This window comes from Variovorax sp. RTB1 (genome assembly GCF_035018765.1).
In the GTDB taxonomy this organism is placed as follows: Bacteria; Pseudomonadota; Gammaproteobacteria; order Burkholderiales; family Burkholderiaceae_C; genus Variovorax.
The window spans coordinates 19273-41704 of the sequence record NZ_JASJXG010000007.1 but is presented as its reverse complement, the minus strand read 5'-3'; the positions used below and the strand labels follow the sequence as shown (position 1 = coordinate 41704).

At 63.2% G+C, this 22432-nt stretch carries 18 protein-coding genes; 12 read left to right on the top strand and 6 right to left on the bottom strand.

The features are described from left to right. Nucleotides 1-2: 2 nt before the first annotated feature. Nucleotides 3-1037: a TRAP transporter substrate-binding protein gene (locus tag QN397_RS07080; protein ID WP_323495370.1), complete on the bottom strand. Its 1035-nt coding sequence runs from the start codon at nucleotides 1035-1037 to the stop codon at nucleotides 3-5. A gap of 160 nt (nucleotides 1038-1197) precedes the next feature. On the opposite strand from QN397_RS07080, the gene QN397_RS07075 reads away from it, so the two are divergent. The 3 genes from QN397_RS07075 to QN397_RS07065 all read left to right on the top strand — a co-directional run bounded on the left by QN397_RS07075 (nucleotide 1198) and on the right by QN397_RS07065 (nucleotide 5751). Continuing rightward, on the top strand, nucleotides 1198-2001 hold the full coding sequence (locus QN397_RS07075) for an SDR family NAD(P)-dependent oxidoreductase (RefSeq protein ID WP_416352136.1): 804 nt from the start codon (nucleotides 1198-1200) through the stop codon (nucleotides 1999-2001). A gap of 170 nt (nucleotides 2002-2171) precedes the next feature. Then, complete coding sequence (locus tag QN397_RS07070) at nucleotides 2172-4607, top strand: catalase (protein WP_323495368.1); 2436 nt, start codon at nucleotides 2172-2174, stop codon at nucleotides 4605-4607. 163 nt (nucleotides 4608-4770) lie between these two features. Next, the gene (locus QN397_RS07065) at nucleotides 4771-5751 is read left to right on the top strand and encodes a PA2169 family four-helix-bundle protein (RefSeq protein WP_323495367.1); all 981 of its coding nucleotides are present in this window, start codon (nucleotides 4771-4773) and stop codon (nucleotides 5749-5751) included. Nucleotides 5752-5802: 51 nt separating this feature from the next. Here QN397_RS07065 and QN397_RS07060 read toward each other — a convergent pair whose 3' ends face one another. Together QN397_RS07060 and QN397_RS07055 are read right to left on the bottom strand one after the other, a co-directional pair. Continuing rightward, entirely contained in the window at nucleotides 5803-7053 is a 1251-nt protein-coding gene (locus tag QN397_RS07060) for a DUF2252 family protein (RefSeq protein WP_416352315.1), read from the bottom strand. 195 nt (nucleotides 7054-7248) lie between these two features. Then, complete coding sequence (locus QN397_RS07055) at nucleotides 7249-9762, bottom strand: AI-2E family transporter (RefSeq protein WP_323500539.1); 2514 nt, start codon at nucleotides 9760-9762, stop codon at nucleotides 7249-7251. Nucleotides 9763-10068: 306 nt separating this feature from the next. Between QN397_RS07055 and QN397_RS07050 the strand changes: the two genes are divergently transcribed. After that, nucleotides 10069-11370, top strand: coding sequence for a phospholipase D-like domain-containing protein (locus QN397_RS07050; RefSeq protein ID WP_323495364.1), 1302 nt, complete (start codon nucleotides 10069-10071; stop codon nucleotides 11368-11370). Nucleotides 11371-11444: 74 nt separating this feature from the next. Here QN397_RS07050 and QN397_RS07045 read toward each other — a convergent pair whose 3' ends face one another. Next, entirely contained in the window at nucleotides 11445-11702 is a 258-nt protein-coding gene (locus QN397_RS07045; protein ID WP_323500538.1) for a hypothetical protein, read from the bottom strand. 102 nt (nucleotides 11703-11804) lie between these two features. Then, the gene (locus QN397_RS07040) at nucleotides 11805-12881 is read right to left on the bottom strand and encodes a LacI family DNA-binding transcriptional regulator (protein WP_323495362.1); all 1077 of its coding nucleotides are present in this window, start codon (nucleotides 12879-12881) and stop codon (nucleotides 11805-11807) included. Nucleotides 12882-13005: 124 nt separating this feature from the next. Here QN397_RS07040 and QN397_RS07035 point away from each other — a divergent pair, with 124 nt between their 5' ends. From QN397_RS07035 to QN397_RS07010, 6 genes are read left to right on the top strand one after another with little or no spacing between them, the layout of a single operon-like run. Beyond that, on the top strand, nucleotides 13006-14025 hold the full coding sequence (locus QN397_RS07035) for a TRAP transporter substrate-binding protein (RefSeq protein WP_323500537.1): 1020 nt from the start codon (nucleotides 13006-13008) through the stop codon (nucleotides 14023-14025). An 8-nt stretch (nucleotides 14026-14033) separates the two neighbouring features. Next, a complete protein-coding gene (locus QN397_RS07030) occupies nucleotides 14034-15932 on the top strand; it encodes a TRAP transporter large permease subunit (RefSeq protein WP_323500536.1) in 1899 nt (632 codons plus the stop codon). A gap of 26 nt (nucleotides 15933-15958) precedes the next feature. Next, nucleotides 15959-16498, top strand: coding sequence for a VOC family protein (locus QN397_RS07025; protein ID WP_323500535.1), 540 nt, complete (start codon nucleotides 15959-15961; stop codon nucleotides 16496-16498). A gap of 5 nt (nucleotides 16499-16503) precedes the next feature. Then, the gene (locus QN397_RS07020; protein ID WP_323500534.1) at nucleotides 16504-17775 is read left to right on the top strand and encodes a ribulose-bisphosphate carboxylase large subunit family protein; all 1272 of its coding nucleotides are present in this window, start codon (nucleotides 16504-16506) and stop codon (nucleotides 17773-17775) included. Between the two features lie 2 nt (nucleotides 17776-17777). Further along, a complete protein-coding gene (locus QN397_RS07015; RefSeq protein WP_323500533.1) occupies nucleotides 17778-19097 on the top strand; it encodes a four-carbon acid sugar kinase family protein in 1320 nt (439 codons plus the stop codon). A 55-nt stretch (nucleotides 19098-19152) separates the two neighbouring features. After that, a complete protein-coding gene (locus tag QN397_RS07010) occupies nucleotides 19153-20406 on the top strand; it encodes a divalent metal cation transporter (protein WP_323495357.1) in 1254 nt (417 codons plus the stop codon). A gap of 227 nt (nucleotides 20407-20633) precedes the next feature. Here QN397_RS07010 and QN397_RS07005 read toward each other — a convergent pair whose 3' ends face one another. Continuing rightward, nucleotides 20634-21095, bottom strand: coding sequence for a DUF4188 domain-containing protein (locus QN397_RS07005; protein ID WP_315971413.1), 462 nt, complete (start codon nucleotides 21093-21095; stop codon nucleotides 20634-20636). Nucleotides 21096-21525: 430 nt separating this feature from the next. On the opposite strand from QN397_RS07005, the gene QN397_RS07000 reads away from it, so the two are divergent. Together QN397_RS07000 and QN397_RS06995 are read left to right on the top strand one after the other, a co-directional pair. Then, nucleotides 21526-21969 carry a hypothetical protein gene (locus QN397_RS07000; protein WP_323500532.1) on the top strand — a complete coding sequence of 148 codons (444 nt, stop codon included), beginning with the start codon at nucleotides 21526-21528 and terminating at the stop codon, nucleotides 21967-21969. A 106-nt stretch (nucleotides 21970-22075) separates the two neighbouring features. Further along, a complete protein-coding gene (locus tag QN397_RS06995) occupies nucleotides 22076-22432 on the top strand; it encodes a DUF302 domain-containing protein (RefSeq protein ID WP_323495354.1) in 357 nt (118 codons plus the stop codon).

Sequence of the window (22432 nt, the reverse complement as noted above, 5' to 3'; positions counted from 1 at the left end):
GACTACAGCGCCGCCTTGTTCTTTGCGAGACTGGCCTTGAGGCCGTCCATCACCGCTTTCGGATCCTGGCCGGCCTTCTTGACGGCCTCGCCCCACTGCACTTCTCCCGGCGCCGTCGCCTTGCGCCATGCATCGAGTTGCTCGGGCGTCAGCTTGTAGATCTCGTGGCCGGCTTGCGCGGCGATCTTGGCGTGTCCGGCAAACTCGAAGTCGGCCCACGGTGCGGCGACGCGCTCGGCCCATTCGCTGGTGCAGTGGTCGTCGATGACCTTTTTCTGGGCCGCCGACATGCTCTCGTATTTGTCCTTGTTCATGCCCCAGACGAAGGGCGTGACGTAGAGCGGCACATCCATGTGAAAGCTCACGACCTTGTCGATGCCGAAGAGGCCGATCGAGCCCCACGGAAAGGTGATGGCATCGGCCACGCCGCGCTCCAGCATGTCGCGCGATTCGGGCGCCGAGGCCTGCACGTTGGTGCCGCCGAGGGCCGTCACCATCTGGCCGATGGTGCTGGTGGCGGGCCGGATCTTCATGCCCTTGATGTCGGTGGGCAGCGTGATCTTCTTGCGCGCATGAAAGGTGCCGGGGTCGTGCACGAAGGCGAAGCAGAACTTGATGTCCTTCATTTCCTTGGCGGCGTACGGCCGGTACCACTCGTCGATGGCGGCGCTGCCACTCTTGCCGTTGGCGAACAGGAACGGCAGCGACGCGCCGGCCATGATCGGGAAGCGGCCGGGCTGGTAACCCGGGTTGATGTAGGCGAGGTCGGCGATGCCGTCGCGCGCCATGTCGTAGTGGTCGAACGCCTTGCCCAGTTGTTCCGAGGGGAAGAGCGTCGCGGTGATGCTGCCGTTGGACGCCTTCTTGATGTCGTCGGCCCAGGCCTGCAAGGAAGGGTTGAGCGGATGCTGCGCCGGCACCCAGCTCGACATCTTGAGGTTGACCGGCTTGTCTTGCGCGTGTGCGGGCAGGGCGGCGGTCAACGCTGCGGCCAGCGCGAGCAGGGCCGCGGGGAAACCAATGCGGGAAGTCTTCATTTCTTTGTCTCCTTGGATGTCGGAATCTGGGGGTGTTCGGATCGAATTCAGTTATGTTTTATAAGAACTGTGCGCTGCCGCCTATTCACGTTTTCCTTGGGTCGCCCGCTTGGGTAACCTATTGCCGAGTCAACTAAAACTGGAGCACAACTTGTCTGCAATCGAAACTTCCACCTCTTCGCCGTCCACAGCGCCAGTCGCTGTCGTGACCGGCGCAGCACGCGGCATCGGCCTGGCCGTTGCCAACTGGTTTCTCGCCCAGGGCCATCGGGTCGCGCTGCTCGATATCGACAAGACGACGCTTGCAACTGCAGCGGCCGGACTCGCGAATGACGCGGATGTGCTCGCATTGAGTTGCGATGTCTCCGATCCGGACCAGGTTCAGACGGCCATAGACAAGGTCGTCGCGCGCTTCGGCCGCATCGATGCACTGGTCAACAACGCCGGCGTGGCGGCATTCAAACCGATTGGCGAACACACCTTCAAGGATTGGCGCACCGTCATGGCCACGAATCTCGATGGCGCGTTCCTGTGCTCGCAGGCTTGCGTGCCGGTGATGCTCAAGACGGGCGGCGGCGCGATCGTCAACATCGCATCGATTTCAGGTCTACGGGCGAGCACCTTGCGCGCGGCCTATGGCACGAGCAAGGCAGCGCTCATCCACCTCACCAAACAGCAGGCGGCCGAGCTCGGAACAGTCGGCATCCGCGCCAACGCCGTCGCACCCGGACCGGTCGAAACCGAAATGGCCAAACTGGTGCACACGCCAGCGATTCGCGCCGACTATCACGATGCCATTCCGCTCGGTCGCTATGGAACGATGGAAGAGATCGCCGCGGTCACCGGCTTTCTTTGCAGCCCCGCGGCGAGCTACGTCAACGGTCAGGTCATCGCCGTCGATGGCGGTTTCGAGGCATCGGGTGTGGGCATTCCGACTCTGCGCAAAGACGCCGCGCAGCCGTAAATTCAGAAATAGTTCGGCATAGCTTTGGCAAGCCGCTGGGGCTGCGCGTGCGTAAGACTGCCGGGAATTTCTGACAGGTCGGGACAAGCCCGAGGACTACAAAAGTGAGAAGGAGCGGGCCGTAGCTTGACGCTCCCATTTCAACTCACTGCCACGCCCGGTTGACTGCCATGCCCAAAAAACCCAGCATTCCTCCCGCAGAACGCGACGCCACGCACGCGGCCGCTCGCAACACGGACAGCGGTCCCGCCCAGCCAGCACCACCTGCCGCAGGCAAGGGCGATTTGCCGACGCAAAAGTCGATCGACACGCAGGCGATGGCCAGCGCCATGCCCTCCAATCCGAACAAGTCATCGGAGTACGGCGAGGTGAATGCGCTCAATACGCCCAAGGGTGCCACTGTCGAGGCGCCCTCGCGTCTTCCAGCAGCCAGTACGCTGAGTGAGCAAAACTTCTCCGACAAGGTCGGCACCGCAGCGCGTGAGGGTGTCAATGCAACCATCGACACGCTCGACCGCGTGCGCGTCGACTCGAGCGGTCAGATGTTGACGACCAACCAGGGTGTCCCGGTCGCGGACAACCAAAACTCGCTCAAGGCCGGCGCGCGCGGCCCCGCCTTGCTGGAAGACTTCATCCTTCGCGAGAAGATCACGCATTTCGACCACGAGCGCATTCCCGAGCGGATCGTGCATGCACGTGGTTCGGGCGCACATGGCTTTTTCGAATGCTATGAACCCCTGACCAAGTACACCAAAGCCGCACCGTTCAAGGAAGCCGGCAAAGTGACGCCTGTCTTCGTCCGTTTCTCGACCGTCGCCGGCGAGCGTGGCTCCAAGGACACGGCGCGCGATGTCCGCGGCTTCGCGGTCAAGTTCTATACCGACGAAGGCAACTGGGACTTGGTTGGCAACAACATGCCGGTTTTCTTTATCCAGGATGCGATCAAGTTCCCCGACTTGATTCATGCCGTGAAGCCGGAGCCGCACAACCAGATGCCGCAGGCCGCCAGTGCGCACGACACGTTTTGGGACTTCGCGTCTCTGATGCCCGAATCGACGCACATGCTGATGTGGCAGATGTCCGACCGTGCAATCCCACGCAGCTACCGGATGATGCAGGGCTTTGGCGTGCATACCTTCCGGCTGGTCAATGAAGCGGGCGAGTCTGTGCTCGTGAAATTCCATTGGCAACCCAAGCTCGGAACACATTCGATGGTCTGGGAAGAAGCAGTAAAGGTCTCTGGCGCGGACCCGGACTTTCATCGCCGTGACCTGTGGGAAGCCATCGAGGCCGGCGAGTACCCGGAGTGGGAATTGGGTCTGCAGATCTTCACGGAAGAGCAGGCAGAAAAGTTCAGCTTCGACATACTCGATGCGACCAAGCTCATCCCCGAAGAGTTGGTGCCAGTTCAATTGGTCGGCCGGATGGTACTCAACCGCAACCCGGACAACTTCTTCGCCGAGACTGAGCAGGTTGCGTTCTGCACGGCTCATATCGTGCCCGGACTCGACTTCACCAATGATCCATTGTTGGCCGGTCGTATCCACTCCTATGTCGATACGCAAATCAGTCGACTGGGTGGGCCGAACTTTCATGAGTTGCCCATCAACGCGCCGATCGCTCAGGTGCACAACAACCAGCGGGACGGCATGCACCGCCAGGCGATCAACCGCGGCCGCGTGGCGTATGAGCCCAACTCGCTGGCCGGCGGATGCCCGTTTCAGGCCGGTGCCGCCCAGGGATTCACCAGTGTGGCGCGACGACTCGATGCAAAGGAGAGCGCAGACAAGGTCCGCATCAAGCCCGAGAAGTTTGCCGACCACTACACGCAGGCCAAGCTGTTCTTCGAAAGCCAGACCGAAGCGGAAAAGGCGCACATCGGCAATGCATTCCGATTCGAGTTGTCCAAAGTGACAGTGCCGGCCATTCGCGAACGCGTGGTCGCCAGCCTGCTCAATGCGGCGCCCGATCTCGCGGCACGCATCGCACAAGATCTCGGCATGGAGTTGCCTGCGCCACTGCCCAAGGCATTGGAAGTGCCGGCGGTGCCTGAAGTGGAAACGTCCCCGGCGCTGTCGCTCATGGCTCGCTCTGGTGACGGTGGCATTCGCACACGCAAGATCGCGATCCTGGTAGCCAACGGAGTCGAAGGCGCCTCACTCGGAAAGCTGGTCTCGGCCCTGGTCGCGGCGGGCGCGGTTCCGCGTTTGGTCGCGAGGCGACTCGGCACCTATGTCGGCATCGGCGGGGAGAAGTTCGCTGCCGACGCGACAATGGAAAATTCGCCCGGCTTCCTGTTCGACGCACTCGTGCTTCCGGACGGCGCGGCTGCAGTAGAAGCCCTTGACGCTGATGCGCATACGCTTGAGTTCGTGCGTGCTACCTATTGGCACTGCAAACCGATCCTGGCCTTTGGCGCATCCGATGCGTTGCTCGCGGAGGCACAAATTCCGATGACGCTGCCCGACGGATCAGCGGACGCGGGTCTTCTGCTCGCGGATGTTGGCAGTGCCGATTCCGCGATCGCGGAGTTCATCGCTGCAGTGGGATCATCACGGCAGTACGCACGGGAGAACGATCGACCGAAAGCGGCAGTGGTCGCCTGAGCGGCATGTGCTTGCTGACCGGCGCGAGCTGCATCGACAGGCCTACGACATCGGTCTGAATCCGATGACATCGGCCTGTCCCTTGCCCATGAATATTCGCCTCTTGCCTCTTCATTCGAAGAGGTCCAACCCAGCTTGCAAAGCAGGCGCTGAAGGAGATGACATGGCAACAGACAATGGCGAAATCGGTGTGGGTGAACCCAATCGTGACCCCATCACCGGCGCACCCGGCGCGCATCCGGTCGGCACTGGCGTCGGCGCAACGGGCGGTGCGTTGGCAGGCGCAGCGGCGGGTTCGCTCGCGGGCCCTGTCGGGACAGTGATCGGCCTGGTGGCCGGTGCCGTCGTCGGTGGCCTCGGTGGCAAGGCCGTGGCCGAAGGTGTGAACCCGACGCAAGAAGATGCGTACTGGCGCGAGAACTACGAAAAGGAAAGCTACTACACGGCAGGCCGCAGCTATGACGACTACGGCCCGGCTTACGAGATGGGCTGGTCTGGCAGGGCGCAACGTGGAGCCGACTTCGACGCTGTCGAGCCGGCGATGGCGAGCGAGTGGGCGGCGACGCGTGCTGGCCGGTCGAGCCTCGACTGGCCGTCGGCACGACCTGCCGTGCAGGCCGCGTGGGACCGTGCAGACGACACCTACTACGGCAAGCAGGCCAACGGCAGTGACATCGTCAATCACGAAGATTTGTCCAACGACGACGTGGTCGATGTGCTCAACGATCTGCTCGAGAACGCACGCGATGGCGAGTATGGTTTTCGCACTTGCGCGGAGCAGGTGGAGACAGCCAATGCGAAGCAACTTTTTGCAAGCCGCGCTGAAGGTTGCCGCCAGGCGGGTGACGAACTCGTCGCGCTGATTCGCGCCTATGGCGGTGAGCCGGCATCGGGTGGTACGGCCGCCGGTGCCCTGCATCGCGGCTGGGTACAGGTCAAGGGCAGCATGGGTGCCGACAGCGAACTGTCGATCCTCGAGTCTTGCGAGCGCGGCGAAGACTCAGGCATTGCGCGTTACAGGAAGGCACTCAAGCAAAGCTTGCCTGCGGATGTGCGCGCGGTCGTTCAGAAGCAGGCAGACGGCGCCCAGCGCAATCATGATCAGATTCGTGATCTGAGGAATGCGGCGCGCGAGCGTGCCTGAAGCCATGGCCGGGTTGCTTATGAATGGCAACCCGGCTGTCCGCGCAGACCTTCAGCGCGGCGCCGCAGTCGACGTTGCAAGGGCATATCGTCGGCAATGGTCGAGATACCCTTTTTCATGTGAGGCGACGAGCTCCACTACGCTGGTCCATAGCCAAGGTGGCGCGTCAATCACCTTAGAGTGACTCGACACAAGCTCCTTGCGCCACGCCTTTCGCGTGGCTTCGTCCATCTGCCTTGCGTGTGAGGCACCGACCACGCGAGCAAGGTAATACGCCGCCGTCATGGCTTCATCCACAGTCAGCTGGGAAAATTCCAGTTTCAAGTCTTGTGGCAGCAGTTCGCGCACGAACACCGAACGGCGCAATACGCGATCCGCGTGCATGCGACTCCCGAGAAACGGTGACATCGCCTTTGCGCCCGCTACAACACGGTTTGCATTGTCAGGGGGCATAAGACCTTCGTCCCGGTCATGCGGAGCGACTGCAGTGATCGCTTCCTTGATGTCCAGTAGACAAAAGTCGCGGCCTTGGGCGGTGTCGCGTCCAACGTCGACGAGCACGGCATAGCGAAGTCGACCGAGCGAGCTGCACCCTTTCATCCAGTACGCAACGTCGAGCATGCGCACCTCTGCTGCATTGTCACGATGACTGAGGCGCGTTACGAGGCTGTGGACCTCTGCACCATGGACGAGCCGCTGAACGCTTTCTCGCTCCGCTTCCGACACTGGCCAGAAACGCTTGCCGAGAGGAATCTTTCGGGTCGCGCCTTCGATCCGTTCCCTGGCGAGGTGACGCCAGGTGCGCTGCTTTGCTTCGCGCATTGCCTGCGCCACGGTCAATGGTTTGAGCAGAGGTCGAGATACCTTGCGCGGCGCAAAAGCATCTGTGTACCCGAGGCTCAGCTGCTCGATCATCCGCGCCGTGACGACGCCCGGCAGATCCGAGCCACGCGCTGCAGAGGCCAATGAAAGTCCCAACCGAACGAGGTCGTGTGCCGGATTGCCGACGACTGTCTGATCGAAGTCGCGGATCTCGATGGCGAGATCGCCATGGACGTCGGCCACCGGTCCAACATTGCCGATATGGCAGTCCCCGCAAATCCAGACCGAGGGGCCTTCAGGCAGAGCGACGCGTTCGACGGAGTCGAGCCAGTCGTAGAACCGCGCGGTATTGCCGCGAACATAGGCATGCGCGGAGCGCGCCATCTTGGCGTTGCGTGCTGCCACGAGGATGGGCAGACGTTGATCGGGCACCGGCGCGCGCACTGATGCATCCGAAGCGTGATTCTTCAAAGTAGGCATGTTGTTTTGGATATCGCCTGAGGGAACGCGGCGCCATATGGCGCTCACGTATCGGGAACACGCAATCTATCCATGACACACGCCGTTGCTGTAGGTCGGCGCATGCACCGTATGTCGTCCTGCTGTCGAGGCGGGAAGGCGATCGATGGCGATCAACGGCGCACTTGCGGGTGCACCGTTTCTTGGCCTTGCGCGCTATGCCGCCGGTATCGGCTGTCCCAAAGTCGCGCCCAAAGCGCCCTGTGCTGGCGTTGACGGCGGCACCGCATCGCCCCACTGCACGACACTTGCGCGCAGCGCGTCCATCAGGTCATCTGCCATCGCCTCGAGCAGGCGAACCTCGCGCTGGTTGAGCGCATGCGGCTCGGTGTCCAGCAGGCAGAGAGTGCCGAGCACTTGGCCTCCAATGTCGCGCAGCGACGCACCGGCGTAGAAGCGAAGCCCCTTCGATTGCAGCGCCGGATTGCCGGCAAAGCGCAGGTCTCTGGCAACGTCTGGCACGACCAGCGTTTGTGCGTTGGCGACGACGTGGCCGCACATCGAGGATGAGCGGGGCATGTGCATGTCGTCGGCACGCACCCGCGCAGCGGCTTCGGCGCTGCGCAGACTGCCGAATGCACCCCTGACCTGTTGCGAGTCATCGTCGATGAACGACACCATGGCCATCGGCACATCGAAGATATCGGCCGCGCGCTTGGAGGCTGCATCGAAGAGGGGCTGCGCCCGTACGTCCAAAGCGCCGCTCGCATGCAATGCCATGATTCGCTGTGCGTCTGCTTCGGGCACGACCGCCTCCATGAAGCCTTCGCTGAGTTGCGCCCCCATCAATGCGGTGATGCGCACCGCCGCCTCGCCGATCGACGTGACCACGGCATCGGCACCGAGCGACTTGCACGCTTCTTCGCCGAGCAGCTCGGCTGGGGCGTTCCACAGGCCGAGCACGATCTGCACGTCGGGCCAGCGCCGCTTGAGGCGTCTGCAAAAGTGTCTGGCCTGCACCCTCGGTTCAGGACTTAAATAAGACAGGCAGACGACCTGCGCCCCATCGAGCGCCAGGCCGGCGATGTAGTCTGCGTTGACCGTTCCCGCAGGGCGGTGCGCGGCGGGGTAATTTTCAAGCGACAGCGCGTGGGCGAGCATGCGCGCGGCCAGGCTATCGACCTCCCACTTGCCACCGATGCACACCACCCGTGCACCATCGGGCGCTTCCGGCGCCGGTTGCTGCTCGAGCAGGTCGTCGATGACGGCGTCCATGCCTATTACGACGCGGTGCCGATGCTCGGCCGTGGCAACGCTTGCGTGGTCGCTCGACGCCATGCGCAAGACAGGCAGGCCGACTTCGCCGTAGAAGCCGATGACGTTGCCGTCGATCACCTGCTCGTTAGCCAGTTCGCTGGCTTCCTCGACATCGCCGGCAATGAGCCGTTGATAGATGCGGGTGGGTGTGTCCAGGGCCGGCTGGCTGCCCAGCAGCACATCGAGAAAACGCAAGCGCGGAAGGTGCCGCCCGATCACCAGCAGGCACACGGTGAGCGGCGTCGACATGATCAGCCCGACCGGACCCCACAACGCAGTCCAGAAGGTGGCCGACACCATCAGCGACATTGCCGACAACCCGGTGCTCGCGCCGTAGAGCCAGGGTTCGATCACGTTGTTGCTGAGCATCTCCAGCGCGGCGATGAGGCCGATGGTCCAGAGCACCATGCTCCAACCCGGGTCGACCGCGAAAGCCAGCGTCAGCGGGAAAACTGCCGAGATCATCGGGCCGACGTAGGGCACGAAGCGCATCACCGCCGCCACGGCGCCCCAGAGCATTGCGCCGGGCACACCGATAAACCAGAGCCCCACGGCCATCGGCACGCCATAACTCAGGTTGACGATGAGCTGCATGGTGAGGTACTTGCTGATGCGCTGGCCGGCCTCGTCCATCGCATCGGTCGACCGGTGCAGGCTGCCGCCCCAGAGCCGCAACAACCTGTCTCTCAAGTCGAGGCGGTCCAGCAGGATCAACACGACGAAGACCAGAACGATGCCGGCATTCGCAAGCGGACCGCTGGCAACCTCCAGCCAGTTGAGCGCCTGCTGAAACGCGGAGGGCGGTCGCTCTGTCAGCTGCACGCGCTGCGGCTGCGGCTGCGGCTGCGGCGGCGTCGCACTGCCCTTCGTCGGCGCGGTACCCGGCGCCGTGCTGGCCGATGTACCGGACGGTGCAGCGGGAGAGGTCTGATCCACCTCGTTCTTGAAGGTGTCGAAGGTCTTGACCACACCGTCGAACATGCCGGGGCGGTTGGCGCTTTCGCGAAGATCGCGCAGCTTCGTCTTGATGTTGCTTTGGTATGTCGGCAGCTCTGCACTCAACGTGCTCACCTGGCTTCCGAGAAACACGCCGGCCAGGCCGACCATGCCCAGGGCGAAGATCACTACGACGATGACTGCAGCCGCACGAGGCATGCCCCAACGTTTCAGCCGCATGACGAGGGGGTCGAGCACGAAGCCGAGCAGGAACGCGAGCGCCAGCGGAATCAGGATTTCGCGGCCGAAGTACAGCGCGGCGATGATCATGGCTCCGGTAACGAGGCCGATCATCAATTTGAGTTCAGGGATCACCGTCGCCAACGTCGACAGTGCGCTGCCGGAAGGCGCCAGCGGCGACAAGCCCGAAGCGGCGCCTTCTTCACGATGGCTTCCTGCGAAGTCTTGGTTGCTCACTGCGCGCCTTCAGTTTCTGAAGCGGGCACTTTCTAGCGACGCGATGTAACGCGGAGTCGTCCAGCCACGCGACCGTTGGTAGTCCGCCCGCCCGAGTGCATGCGATTGCCTGAGACAGCAGCGGCGTGCCGCAAGCCGCTAGGGTGGGATCAGAACAGTCCTGTATCGAGGATTCGGATTCGTCCTGCACCTGAATGCGCAGACTGCCTGCCAGCGCAATTTCAAGGCGCGGCACGCTACCGGGCTTAAAGTAAAAACGAAGGAGATAACCGTGAACGTCACCGATAAATTCGTGCGCTACCGTCTATGAAGCCTTCGTCCTCGCGTGTCGGCACCATCGCGTCGACAGTCGTTCTGACAGTGGCTGCAATGCTGCTGGCACTCAACTTCACCAGCGGCGAGAAAAAGCTCGACGAGCAGATCAAGCGGGAGTATTCGCTACACGATGCGCAATATCAGCGTGCGCTCGGCGTGCTGCTCGGCCCGCCGATTCTTGATGGCAACCGCTTCGAGGCGCTCTACAACGGTGACCGCATCTTTCCGCCCATGCTGCAGGCCATCCACAGCGCGCAGAAAAGCATCACCTTCGAGACTTACATCTACTGGTCGGGCGACATCGGCAAAGCCTTCGCCGATGCGCTCACCGAACGCGCCAGGGCGGGCATCAAGGTTCATGTGTTGCTCGACTGGGTCGGCAGTGCAAAGATCGATGAGAGTTTCCTAAAGGACATGGGGGCGGCTGGCGTGCAGATCCGCAAGTTCCATCAACCGAGCTGGTATGACATCGCACGCATGAACAACCGGACGCACCGCAAGTTGCTGGTGGTCGATGGCCGCACAGGCTTTACCGGCGGCGTCGGCATCGCTCCCGAATGGACCGGCAACGCGCAAGACGCGGAACATTGGCGCGACTCGCATTTCAAGGTCGAAGGTCCGGTGGTCGCGCAGATGCAGGCAGTGTTCATGGACAACTGGATCAAGGCGTCTGGCGACGTGCTCCATGGGGAAACTTACTTCCCTGCGCTCGCCCCCCTGGGGCCTGCAGTGCCGTCGGGCACCGGTCGGGCGCAGGTGTTCAGCAGTTCGCCCTCGGGCGGCAGCGAAAGCATGCACCTCATGTACCTGTTGTCGATCGCGGCGGCAGCGAAGAATATCGACCTGTCCAGCGCGTACTTCGTGCCGGACGACCTCACCGTCGGCGCGCTGGTCGCCGCGATGCAACGCGGTGTTCGCGTGCGCATCATCGTGCCGGGGCCGATCATCGATTCGCAGTCAGCACGCGGGGCATCGCGTGCAAGCTGGGGTCCGCTGCTCGAAGCCGGCGCCGAAATCAGCGAGTATCAGCCGACGATGTTCCACGTCAAGGTGTTCACGGTAGACGGCCTGCTGTCTTCGGTCGGCTCGACGAACTTCGACAACCGCTCTTTCAGGCTCAACGACGAGGCCAATCTCAATATTTACGACACAGCCTTCGCCGCAGCGCAGACGACTCAATTCGAGGAGGACTTGACGCATTCGAAGCGCGTCACGCTCCAGGCCTGGCGCGACCGGCCGTTGCGGGAAAAGGCGTGGGAGCACATTGCGTCGTTGTTGTCATCGCAGTTGTGAGGGCGACGCTTTCAGCGAAGGCCTCGGATGCTTTGTCAGGCAGCGACCTGATGGCGTTGCTCAGGCCAGGACGTTCAGGCCTGTCTCGTCAATTCGCTGCCCACTGGGGAACGCCAGAACAACATGCGCCGCCAAAACGGCACCGCCACAGCGTCCAGTGTGCCGAAGCCCGTGCCACCTTTCGCGTTCGCCCGCCGCCGGCTCTCTGTTTCGTAAAGGTGTGCCAGGCTGAACGCCTTCTTGTTCCCGTGCAAAGCCTCGCGCCGCCAGATGATGGCTTTGACCTGGACTTCGTCGTCGGTCAGCTCGGTCAGATTGGTTTGCAAGTTCATAAAATATTGTCTCTGACCGATAAGAAGACTCGCACGCCGTCAATCAGACCGTTTGCAATCGAGCGAACAATTTCACGTTCCTATGCTCGGTGCGGTATGTCACTAAGGCAGGTTTTCCCGAAAGATCACTTGGCTTCGGGTCGACTCGATTCCGCTCAGCGCATCGCGGCGATCACGCAGGTTGCTGAAGATGCGCACGCAGTTCATCAGCGTGGTTTGCGGGCTTTGAGTGATGACAGCGTCGAGGCTGCCGTCGATTAGCAATGCGCGCGTATCCGGCGTGAGCCCGTGGCCCACGAACACGACCTTGTGGTCGCGCCCGGCTTCTTTCAGCGCGCGGGCCACGCCGTCCGACGCACCGCCGATGTTGTAGATGCCGCCGAGGTCCGGATGCTGAGCGAGCAGGGCGCGGGTCTGCCGATAGTTCTTTTCGGCGTCGTCCTGACCCTCGCGCAGGTCCACCACCTCCAGCCGCTTGAAGAGTTCGTCGATCACGTGCTGAAAGCCGGCCTCGCGCTCTTCGTGTGCACGGTAGCTGCGGCTGCCGGCAATGAGCGCGACCTTGGCGGTGGTGCGCGCGCCGATAAAGCGGCCGATGAGATAGCCGGCGGTGCGGCCGGCTGCGCGATTGTCCAGGCCGATGTAGGCCGCACGCGCCGAGTTGGAAAGGTCGGAGATCAGCGTGATGACCGGCACGCCTTGCTGCGCCAGCGTGTTGACGGCCTCGCGCACGGCCGCATGTTCGAGCGCCATCATGGCGATGCCGTCGCTGCGCTTGCCGTGCCGCAACAGGGCGGCGGCAAGCGCCTGCGGATTGAAGCCTTCGATGAACTCGGCGCGGCAGGTGACGTTGAACGGTGCCCAGTGCTCCTGCGAGTAGCCGACCATGTCGCCCAGCATGCGGATGAAGCGGTTGGTGCCCGCGGGCAGCAGGAACGACAGGCGCAGCGGCGGTGGCGCCAGCGCCGCGTAGAGCGCGGTCTCCGGCAGGTAGTCGAGCGCACCGGCCGCCTTGAGCACGCGCTGCGCAGTGGCGTCGCGCACGCCGGAGCGACGGTTGAGCACACGGTCGACGGTGGCGGTCGACACGTTCGCGGCGCGCGCGATGTCGGCCACGCTGGCGCGCGTCGTCGAAGGCCCGCCCGGCGGTGGCGGTGGCGCTTTCGGGTTAACCCTCATACATCAAAAACCATCAGTGCGTTGATTTGACCGAGCGGAGTATGCCCTCTAAGGTTCGTCTGCGCTGATGGATCGATGACGCATCGATGCATGAAATCGCATCAGAACCATTCCGGAGACACGCATGCAAAAAATCACCCGTCGCGGCGCGCTGCGCACGCTTTCAGCCCTGCCCGCCGCAAGCATCGTGACGGCGATTCCGCGCATCGCGCATGCTGCCGAGTTCTCGTACAAATACGGCAACAACCTGCCGCTGAGCCATCCGCTGAACGTGCGGTCGCAGGAAGCCGCCGACCGCATCGCCAAGGAAACCGACGGCCGGGTCGAGATCAAGATCTTCCCCAACAACCAGCTCGGCGGCGACACCGACATGCTGGCGCAGGTGCGCTCCGGCGGCATCGAGTTCTTCACCCCGTCCGCCCTGGTCATCGCGACGCTGGTGCCAGTCGCTGCCATCAACGCGGTCGGCTTCGCGTTCTCCGACTACAGCCAGGTCTGGGGTGCGATGGACGGCAAGCTCGGCGCCCATGTGCGCGACGCCATCTCCAAGTCGCGCCTCTACGCTTTCGAAAAGATGTGGGACAACGGCTTCCGGCAGACCACCAGCAGCAAAGCGCCGATCACCGCCGCCAAGGACATGGACGGCCTGAAGATCCGCGTGCCGGTGAGCCCGCTGTCGATCTCGATGTTCAAGGGCCTCGGCGCATCGCCTGCCAGCCTGCAGTTCAGCGAGGTGTACTCCGCGCTGCAGACCAAGATCGTCGATGCGCAAGAGAACCCGCTGCCGATCATCCAGGTCGCCAAGTTGTACGAGGTGCAAAAATTCTGCTCGCTCACCAACCACATCTGGGACGGCTACTGGTTCATCGCCAACGGTCGCGCGTGGGAAGCCTTGCCGGCCGACCTCAAGACCATCGTGGCGCGCGCCATCAACGAGGCGGGGCTGAAGCAGCGTGACGACATCAAGAAGCTGAACGAATCGGTCGTCGGCGACCTCGAGGCCAAGGGCCTCACCATCAACCGGCCGGCCGCCGAAACCTTCCGTGCCAAGCTGCGCGAATCGGGCTTTTACGGCGAGTGGAAAGGCCGCTTCGGCCCCGAAGCCTGGGCCCTGCTCGAAGGCACGGTGGGCAAGCTGGCCTGAAGAGGAGCATGAGCTTGAACGTAAGCACGATCGCTGCCATTCCGGACATCGCCGTCGCGTCGTTCGGCAATGCGCTGAGCCCTTGGGGCAAGCGCGTCGACGGCTGGCTCGGCTACGTCGTCGAGAGCATCGCGGCGCTGCTGGTGCTGGCCGAGATCTTCGTGCTGGCGGCCGGCGTCACCGCGCGCTATGTCTTTCATTCGCCGCTGGTCTGGTCGGACGAACTGGCGTCGATCCTGTTCCTCTGGCTGTCGATGCTCGGTGCCGTCGTGGCACTGCGCCGCGGTGAGCACATGCGCATGACCGCGCTGGTCGACAAGCTCACGCCTCCGCGGCGCGCCGTGCTGGACGCCTTCGCCATTGCGGCGTCCCTCGCATTTTTGGCACTCGTGCTTTGGCCGGCATTCGACTACGCGCATGAAGAATCTTTCATCGTCACGCCTGCGCTTGAAATCAGCAATGCCTGGCGCGCCGGCGCGCTACCGACCGGCATCGCATTGATGATCGTGGTCGCGCTGCTGCGCATGCTTCGGATCTGCGATGTGCGCCAGATCGCGACGACGCTGATCGGCACCGCCGTGGTGGTGGGCTTGTTCTGGGCGGCCGGTCCGTTGCTGGCACCGCTCGGCAAGTTCAACCTCGTCATCTTCTTCGTCGGCGTAGTGGCGGTCACCGTGTTCTCCGGCGTGCCGATCGCGTTTTCTTTCGCGCTGGCCACCTTCGGCTACCTCGCTCTGACCACGCGCACACCGTTGCTCGTGGTGGTCGGCCGTCTAGACGAAGGCATGTCGCACCTCATCCTGCTGGCAGTGCCGCTGTTCATCTTTCTGGGCGCGCTGATAGAGATGACGGGCATGGCGCGCGCCATGATCCAGTTCCTCGCGAGCATGCTGGGCCGGGTGCGCGGCGGCCTTTCGTATGTACTCATCGGCGCGATGTACCTCGTGTCGGGCATCTCGGGCTCCAAGGTTGCCGACATGGCCGCCATCGCGCCCGTGCTGTTCCCCGAAATGAAGAAGCGCGGCGCCAAGCCGGGCGACCTGGTGGCGCTGCTTGCAACCACCGGAGCGCAGACCGAAACCATTCCGCCATCGATCGTGCTCATCACCATCGGCTCGGTTACCGGCATCTCGATCGCAGCGTTGTTCACCGGCGGCTTGCTGCCGGCCGTAGTCCTGGGTGCGGCGCTCTGCACTGTGGTCTGGTGGCGCTATCGGCATGAAGATTTGAGCGGCGTCGAGCAGCACAGCAAGCGACAGATCGCGCGTCTCCTCGCGGTCGCGTTGCCGGCGGTGCTGCTGCCTTTCGTGATCCGTGCGGCGGTGGTCGAAGGCGTGGCGACAGCGACGGAAGTGTCGACCATCGGCATCGTCTATTCGGTCGTGGTGGGGCTTGCGATCTATCGGCAGTTCGACTGGAAGCGGCTGCGGCCGATGCTTGTCGAAACGGCCTCGCTGTCGGGCGCCATCATCTTCATCGTCGGTTGCGCCACGGCCATGGCGTGGGGGCTCACGCAGTCGGGCTTCTCGCAGGATCTCGCGAAGTGGATGGCCGCGATTCCCGGTGGCAGCTACGGCTTTCTCGCGATCTCGATCGTCGCCTTCATCGTGTTGGGCAGCGTGCTCGAAGGCATCCCGGCCATCGTGCTGTTCGGGCCGTTGCTGTTCCCCATCGCCAAGGCCGCCGGCGTGCACGAGGTGCACTACGCGATGGTCGTCATCTTCGCGATGGGCATCGGCCTCTTCGCGCCGCCCTTCGGCGTCGGCTACTACGGCGCCTGCGCTGTGAGCAAGGTCGATCCGGGCGACGGCATCAAGTACATCGGCGGCTACATCGTCGCGTTGCTGGTCGGCCTGATTCTGGTGGCCGCATTCCCCTGGTTTTCCATCGGCTTTTTGAAGAACTGAAGCCAGACATTTTCACGGAGCATGCAATGAGTCGATTCCTCGGCGAAATTCGCCAACTGGGCTATGTCGTGCACGACATCGAGGCAGCCATGGACTACTGGAGCGGCACGCTCGGTGTCGGCCCCTGGTACTACAACCCGAAGGTGCCTATCGTCAACTACGAGTATCGCGGCGAGTCGCATCAGCCGCACAACTCGGTGGCACTCGCCAACTCGGGCTATGTGCAGGTCGAGTTGATCCAGACCCGCAATGACGTACCGTCGATGTACCGCGACTTTTTGCAGGCCGGCCGCACCGGGCTGCAGCACGTCGCCTACTGGACGGCTGACTACGACGCCGACCTCGCACGCCTTACCGCGCAAGGTTTCAAGCCGGTGATGAGCGGTGAAGTGGGCGAGCGCGGTCGCTTTATCTACTTCGATACCGAGTTCCATCCGGGCACGGTGATTGAGCTGTCGGAAGTCGCCGGACCCAAGGGAAAGATGTTCGACCTGATTCGCGAATCGTCGGTCGGCTGGGACGGCAGCGACCCGGTGCGGCCCTTCCCCGATCTGAGCAAGCTTTGATGGTCATGCCCGGTTCAGATCGCATCCACGCGAGCTACCTGGTCGAGACGCCGCTGGCGCCCGAGGCGGTGGCCGAAGTGATGGCGGGCGAGCAATCGTGCGGCACCTTCACCCGGGTCGAAGGCGAAACGGATGCTTTGCGGAAGCGAGCCCGTGCGACGGTCGAGTCCATCGAAGAGCTGGAATCGGTTGATACGCCTTCGCTACCCAACGCGTTGCTGGAGCGCAAAAAAACGCGCGGGCCATGGCGGCGCGCTACGGTGCATCTGTCCTTCCCGGTTGCCAACATCGGCGCGAATTTGCCGACGCTGGCGGCCTCCGTCGCTGGCAATCTGTACGACCTGGGCGAAGTGACCGGAATGCGGCTGGAGACGATGCACGTGCCCGCCGCGTACCGTGCGCGCTTCGACCTGCCGTCGCTCGGCATCGCCGGCACGCGTCGCGTCGCCGGTGTCGCGACGGGCGCCTTGGTCGGCACCATCATCAAACCCAACGTCGGCTTTTCGGCGGCGGAGACGGCCGAACTTGTCGGCCGTTTGTGCGCGGCCGGCGTCGATTTCATCAAGGACGACGAGGTCAGTGCCGACCCCGACCATGCGCCGCTGGCCGAGCGCGTGCCCGCCGTGATGGCGGTCGTGCGCGCGCACCAGCAGCGCACGGGCAAGCACGTGATGGTGGCCTTCAACATCACCGACGAAACCGATGCGATGCGGCGCCACGCCGACTTGGTGGAGCGCGAAGGCGGATCGTGCGTGATGGCGAGCCTCAACTGGTGCGGCTTCTCCGCCATTCAGACGTTGCGGCGCCATACGCGCCTCGCGGTGCACGGGCACCGCAACGGCTTCGGCGCGATGTCGCGGCATCCTTCGTTGGGCATCGGCTTCCAGGCTTATCAGACGCTGTGGCGGCTGGCCGGCGTCGACCACATGCATGTGCATGGTCTGCAAGGCAAGTTTGCGCAGGCCGATGCGGAAGTCATCTCCTCTGCGTACGACTGCTTTACACCCTTGGCAGAGGGCATCGACGATGCGGTGATGCCGGCGTTCTCGTCCGGTCAATGGGCCGGCACCGTGCCTGCGACCTGGGCTGCCATCGGTCGCGACGATCTGTTGTTCATGTCGGGCGGCGGCATCCTCGCGCATCCGGGCGGGGCCGCTGCCGGCGTGACGAGCATTCGGCAGGCATGGGCGGCTGTGCGCGCTGGAGTGCCGCTGGCCGAGGCGGCAGTCGATGCGCCGGAGCTGGCGCAAGCGCTGGCATTTTTCGGGCGTACTTGACCATGTCGTCAGTGGCGTTGCAGATCGCGCCGCACATCGCGTTTTACGGCGACGACTTCACCGGCGCCACCGATGCGCTGGGCACCGCGACGCGTGCCGGCTTACGCACACTGCTCTTTCTGTCCGTACCCGACGAAGCTCGCATGCACCGGGTCGGTGAACTCGATTGCGTCGGCATCGCCGGCGCGGCGCGATCCATGTCGCCCGAAGAGATGCGCGCAGAGCTGGCACCCGTCTCGCGTTGGTTCGAAAGCCTCGGCGCCTCGGTGCTGCACTACAAGTGCTGCTCGACCTTCGACAGCGCGCCGGAGGTCGGCAGCATTGGCGTCGCGGTCGACGTGTTGCGGCCCGCCGTCTCGCAGCATTGGGTCGCGGTGGTCGGTGGCCAGCCCGAGCTGCGGCGCTACTGCGTCTTCGGCAATCTGTTCGCTGCGGCCGGCCATGGCGGCGAGGTACAACGGATCGACCGGCATCCGACCATGAGTCGACATCCTGTCACCCCGATGTACGAGGCCGATTTGCGTCAGCACCTTGCGCTGCAGGGATTAGACGGACTGCGCTCGCTGGCTTATCCGGCGTATGCCGAGGGCGCCGAGGCTGTGCATACCTCGATTGAGGCGATGGTGTCGGAAAGGGCGAGTGGCGTGCTGTTCGATGTCGCTCGGCAGGAAGACCTTGCAACGCTCGGCGAAGCACTGTCTTTGAGTTGCAGGTTTGGGCAGTCGATGCTGGTCGTCGGGCCGAGCAGCGTGTTGCAAGCCTTCGCATCGCAGCATGCAACGCCGATCGCCACCTTATCGCGTGTGGCGCCAGCGCAAGGCTCGGTGCTGGTGCTCGCCGGCAGTCTGTCGCCAGTGACCGCGAAGCAGGTCGCAGCCGCAACGTCCTACGAAAAGGTCTGGCTCGACCCGGTGGCGCTCGCCGCTGCCGAGCCTGCTCACCTCGACACTGTCGCTGCCCAACTGTGCGGCCTGCTCGCCGCAGGGCACAACGTGCTGGCCTGTACCGCGTCCCCGGCGACCGGTGTCGATGCCGGCCTCTCCGCACGCGCATTGGCCCACGCCGGCGGCGCCTTGCTCGCGCGGGTGCTCGGTGCCACGCCCGTGCGCCGCGTCGGCGTTGCGGGCGGTGACACATCGAGCCATGCGGTGCAAGCACTCGATGCTTGGGGTCTGTCGTACATCGCCGCGTTGTCATCCGGCGCCCCACTGTGCCGCGTCCACAGCGATGAACCAACACTCGACGGTATCGAGCTCATGCTCAAGGGCGGCCAGATGGGCGACGACGACGTGTTCGAACGGCTGGTGCACGGCACGCGCTGAGCGCCCACTCTCCGCTGGTCATCGCCCGGTCAGGGCCCGGTGCCATGATCCGCAGGTGAAAAAGTACATCCCCTCTTTCTTGCGCCACGTCGGCCCCGGTGTCATCACCGGTGCGGCCGACGACGACCCGTCGGGCATCGCGACGTACACGCAGGCGGGTGCGCAGTTCGGCACGGGGCTGCTGTGGACGGTGTTTCTTTCGCTGCCTTTCATGATCGCCATCCAGCTGGTGTCGGCCCGCATCGGTCGCGTCACCGGCAAGGGCGTCGCGGCCAATTTGCGGCAGCATTTGCCAGCGCCATTGCTGCTGGGACTGGTCGGCTTGCTGGTGGTGGCTAACACCATCAACATCGCGGCCGACGTCGCGGCGATGGGCGAGTCGCTCAAGCTCGTCATCGGCGGCTCGGCGCACTTTCATTCGCTGATGTTCGGGGTGATCACGGTGCTGCTGCAAGTCTTCGTGCCTTACAGAAAGCTGGCGCATGTACTCAAGTGGCTGACGTTGACGCTCTTCGCATACGTCGCCACAGTGTTGGCGGTGCACGTCGACTGGGGCCGGGTCTTGTATGACCTGGTGGTGCCCAAGCTGCAGTTCGACGGCGGCTACTGGATGATGATCGTCGCGCTGCTCGGCACCACGATTTCGCCCTATCTGTTCTTCTGGCAGGCCTCGCAAGAAGTAGAGGAACTCGGACTGAAGGGTGGACAACGCGGCACCGACGAAGAGGTCTTGCACGACCTGGCCCGCGTCAAGCAGGACACCTGGATCGGCATGACCTTCTCCAACATCATCGCGTTCTTCGTGATGGTGGTGGGTGCGTCGGTGCTCTACGCCGGCGGGGTGCACGACATCACATCGGCCGCGCAAGCCGCGGAGGCATTGCGCCCGCTGGCCGGCGACTTCGCCTTCTGGCTTTTTGCCGGCGGCATCATCGCCACCGGCTTGCTGGCGGTGCCGGTGCTCGCGTCATCAGCTGCTTATGCTGTCGCCGAGGCGTTTGGATGGGAAGAGGGGCTGGAGCGGCACTGGCGCGAGGCCAAGCAGTTCTACGGGATCATTACCGTGGCGACGCTGGTCGGCACGGCCCTCGGCTTCACGCCGATCGACCCGATGAAGGCGCTTTACTGGAGCGCGGTCATCAACGGCGTGGTGGCGGTGCCGATCATGGCGGCGATGATGGTGCTGACGACACGCGCCGATGTCATGGGCCGATTCACCTCAGGCCGCAAGACGCGGTGGCTCGGGTGGGGTGGAACTGCGCTGATGGGATTCGCGGCGTTGATGATGGGTTGGGATCTGGTGCATTGACGGTGCCATGCGTCGGCTGCGCCTTCACCGTGGAGGCGACGCCCGCTGAGAAGCTTGCCGGCAAAGCGCCAACGAACATCAAAGCTCACTCGACAAAGGTCGTCGGCAAGCGCGGCAGGACCACAAGCCAAGCCAAGCCGGCGTTGAGAGCAACGTAAATGGTGACCGCGCCAACAATCTTCTTGTCGTATTTCGTGGAGTGGTTCGGAATGTTTGCTTCTGGCCCGTCAAACGTCTTTCCCCGCAGCATTCAGTCTGCCAGAGGCTGTCTGTCTTCCCCCTGTCGCCGCCCTTAGATTGCCTGCGCGACCTAGGCCGAAAGCCGGCATGTTGACGTACACGTTTTCGTAGCTTCCCGAAGTCGCAGAGTAGGTTTCATGCCAAATTCCGACCGATCCATCCGTTCCGATGGTCTTGTTGAAGGCTTTCCACGCGGGGAGATGCTCGGCGGTTCGCAACTTCGCATAAGCCATGAGCTGTTCCATCGACCGCCAGTACTGAACCATGATCGTCGTGCGCGCGAACCACATCTCGGCATGGATAAAGCCGAGCTCCGGCTGACGATGAAGCTCGACGAGCATGCGAGGCATCGCGCGGATCACCGGGAGCCACTTGTGAATCTTAAGAGGTGCATTGATCCGCACGCCGATCATGAACACAACGAAGTCACCTTCCAGGTCTGCGGTCATCCGTTCACATCGAATCATGATGTTTTCTCAGGGGTCATGTAGCGATTCTCGCGTCGTCGAGCGCTTTACTGTGAAGCTGCTTTCTCTTTCGAACGACGTGTAGCGCGAGCCCAGTTGGTGACAACTCTGTAGCAGCGACATCGCGTTCGGAGAGGTATTTCATTGAAGACGAAGAGCTGCTTCTGGCCAGACCCCGCCACATCCGACAAGACGGCAATGACCCATCGCCCTTGTATCGAGACTTCGTGTCCACGTATTGAGATGTCATCGCGCAACTTCTTGATCCTGCTCAAGTGTCCCCTCGCAGTCGCTTCATAGAATTTTTGAAGTTATTTGCGTTCCTCATGCAGCGGTCTCGCTGACCCGCCAAAAATCCCATTCGTCCCTCGCTCACTTGGTCCGAACAGGACCCACACCCCAGGAGTTCAACATGACCCCCGTTCGTACCCTCGTTGCACTGTCCGCTGCCGTACTCGCAAGCGCCTGCGCAAGCCCTGGCTCGGTCAATGCACCGCCGCCTTCGTCCAACGTTGCGGACACCGGCGCGGCCGCATCCATGACCCCGATGGAACCCCGCATGAAGGCGATGCAGGAGATGCACCAGAAGATGATGAACGCCAAGACCCCCGAGGAGCGCAGCGCGCTGATGGCCGATCACATGAAGGCCATGCGGGGCGGCATGAGCATGATGAAGGGCATGAGCGCTATGGATGGCAAAGGGTCCATGGAGGGCATGGGCGCGATGGCCGATACCAAGGGCATGCCGGCCGACATGGCCAAACATCACAAGACGATGGAACAGCGCATGACCACGATGCAAATGATGATGGAATTGATGATGGACCGGATGCCGCCGGCGTCCATGAAGCAGTGAACCGACCATGAATCACCCACCACCGGTCTCGGTCTCTCCGAAGGGTCCCAGCTACGGTTTCAACTGCAGGCTGGAAGGTCTGACCTTTCCGCAGGCAATCGCGACAGTGACCGACGCGCTGAAGGCAGAAGGCTTCGGCATCCTGACCGACATCGATGTGCAGGCCACGATGAAGGCCAAGCTCGGAATAGACGGGCGGCCATACCGGATTCTCGGCGCCTGCAATCCGCCGTTGGCGCATCGCGCACTTCTCGCCGAGCCCGACATCGGCTTGCTGCTGCCGTGTAACGTGGTCGTGCGCGAAGCGGAAGATGGCGGTTTTGTCGTCGGGTTCATGGACCCCGTCGCGGTGCTGCAAATGGCCACTGATCCCGAGATTGGCCGCGTCGCACGCGAGGTGCGCCAGAGGCTGGACCGAGTACGGTCGGCGTTGATTGACCGGGACACTGCCGCGAAATCGTGA

Excerpts from the sequence above, each read along its gene's own strand:
- QN397_RS07030 (WP_323500536.1), top strand. The coding sequence starts at position 14,034 with ATGAGCTTGAACGTAAGCACGATCGCTGCCATTCCGGACATCGCCGTC.
- QN397_RS07080 (WP_323495370.1), bottom strand. The coding sequence starts at position 1,037 with ATGAAGACTTCCCGCATTGGTTTCCCCGCGGCCCTGCTCGCGCTGGCC.
- QN397_RS07045 (WP_323500538.1), bottom strand. The coding sequence starts at position 11,702 with ATGAACTTGCAAACCAATCTGACCGAGCTGACCGACGACGAAGTCCAG.
- QN397_RS07005 (WP_315971413.1), bottom strand. The coding sequence starts at position 21,095 with ATGACCGCAGACCTGGAAGGTGACTTCGTTGTGTTCATGATCGGCGTG.
- QN397_RS07035 (WP_323500537.1), top strand. The coding sequence starts at position 13,006 with ATGCAAAAAATCACCCGTCGCGGCGCGCTGCGCACGCTTTCAGCCCTG.
- QN397_RS07050 (WP_323495364.1), top strand. The coding sequence starts at position 10,069 with ATGAAGCCTTCGTCCTCGCGTGTCGGCACCATCGCGTCGACAGTCGTT.
- QN397_RS07065 (WP_323495367.1), top strand. The coding sequence starts at position 4,771 with ATGGCAACAGACAATGGCGAAATCGGTGTGGGTGAACCCAATCGTGAC.
- QN397_RS07060 (WP_416352315.1), bottom strand. The coding sequence starts at position 7,053 with ATGCCTACTTTGAAGAATCACGCTTCGGATGCATCAGTGCGCGCGCCG.
- QN397_RS07020 (WP_323500534.1), top strand. The coding sequence starts at position 16,504 with ATGCCCGGTTCAGATCGCATCCACGCGAGCTACCTGGTCGAGACGCCG.
- QN397_RS07015 (WP_323500533.1), top strand. The coding sequence starts at position 17,778 with ATGTCGTCAGTGGCGTTGCAGATCGCGCCGCACATCGCGTTTTACGGC.
- QN397_RS07000 (WP_323500532.1), top strand. The coding sequence starts at position 21,526 with ATGACCCCCGTTCGTACCCTCGTTGCACTGTCCGCTGCCGTACTCGCA.
- QN397_RS07040 (WP_323495362.1), bottom strand. The coding sequence starts at position 12,881 with ATGAGGGTTAACCCGAAAGCGCCACCGCCACCGCCGGGCGGGCCTTCG.
- QN397_RS07025 (WP_323500535.1), top strand. The coding sequence starts at position 15,959 with ATGAGTCGATTCCTCGGCGAAATTCGCCAACTGGGCTATGTCGTGCAC.
- QN397_RS07070 (WP_323495368.1), top strand. The coding sequence starts at position 2,172 with ATGCCCAAAAAACCCAGCATTCCTCCCGCAGAACGCGACGCCACGCAC.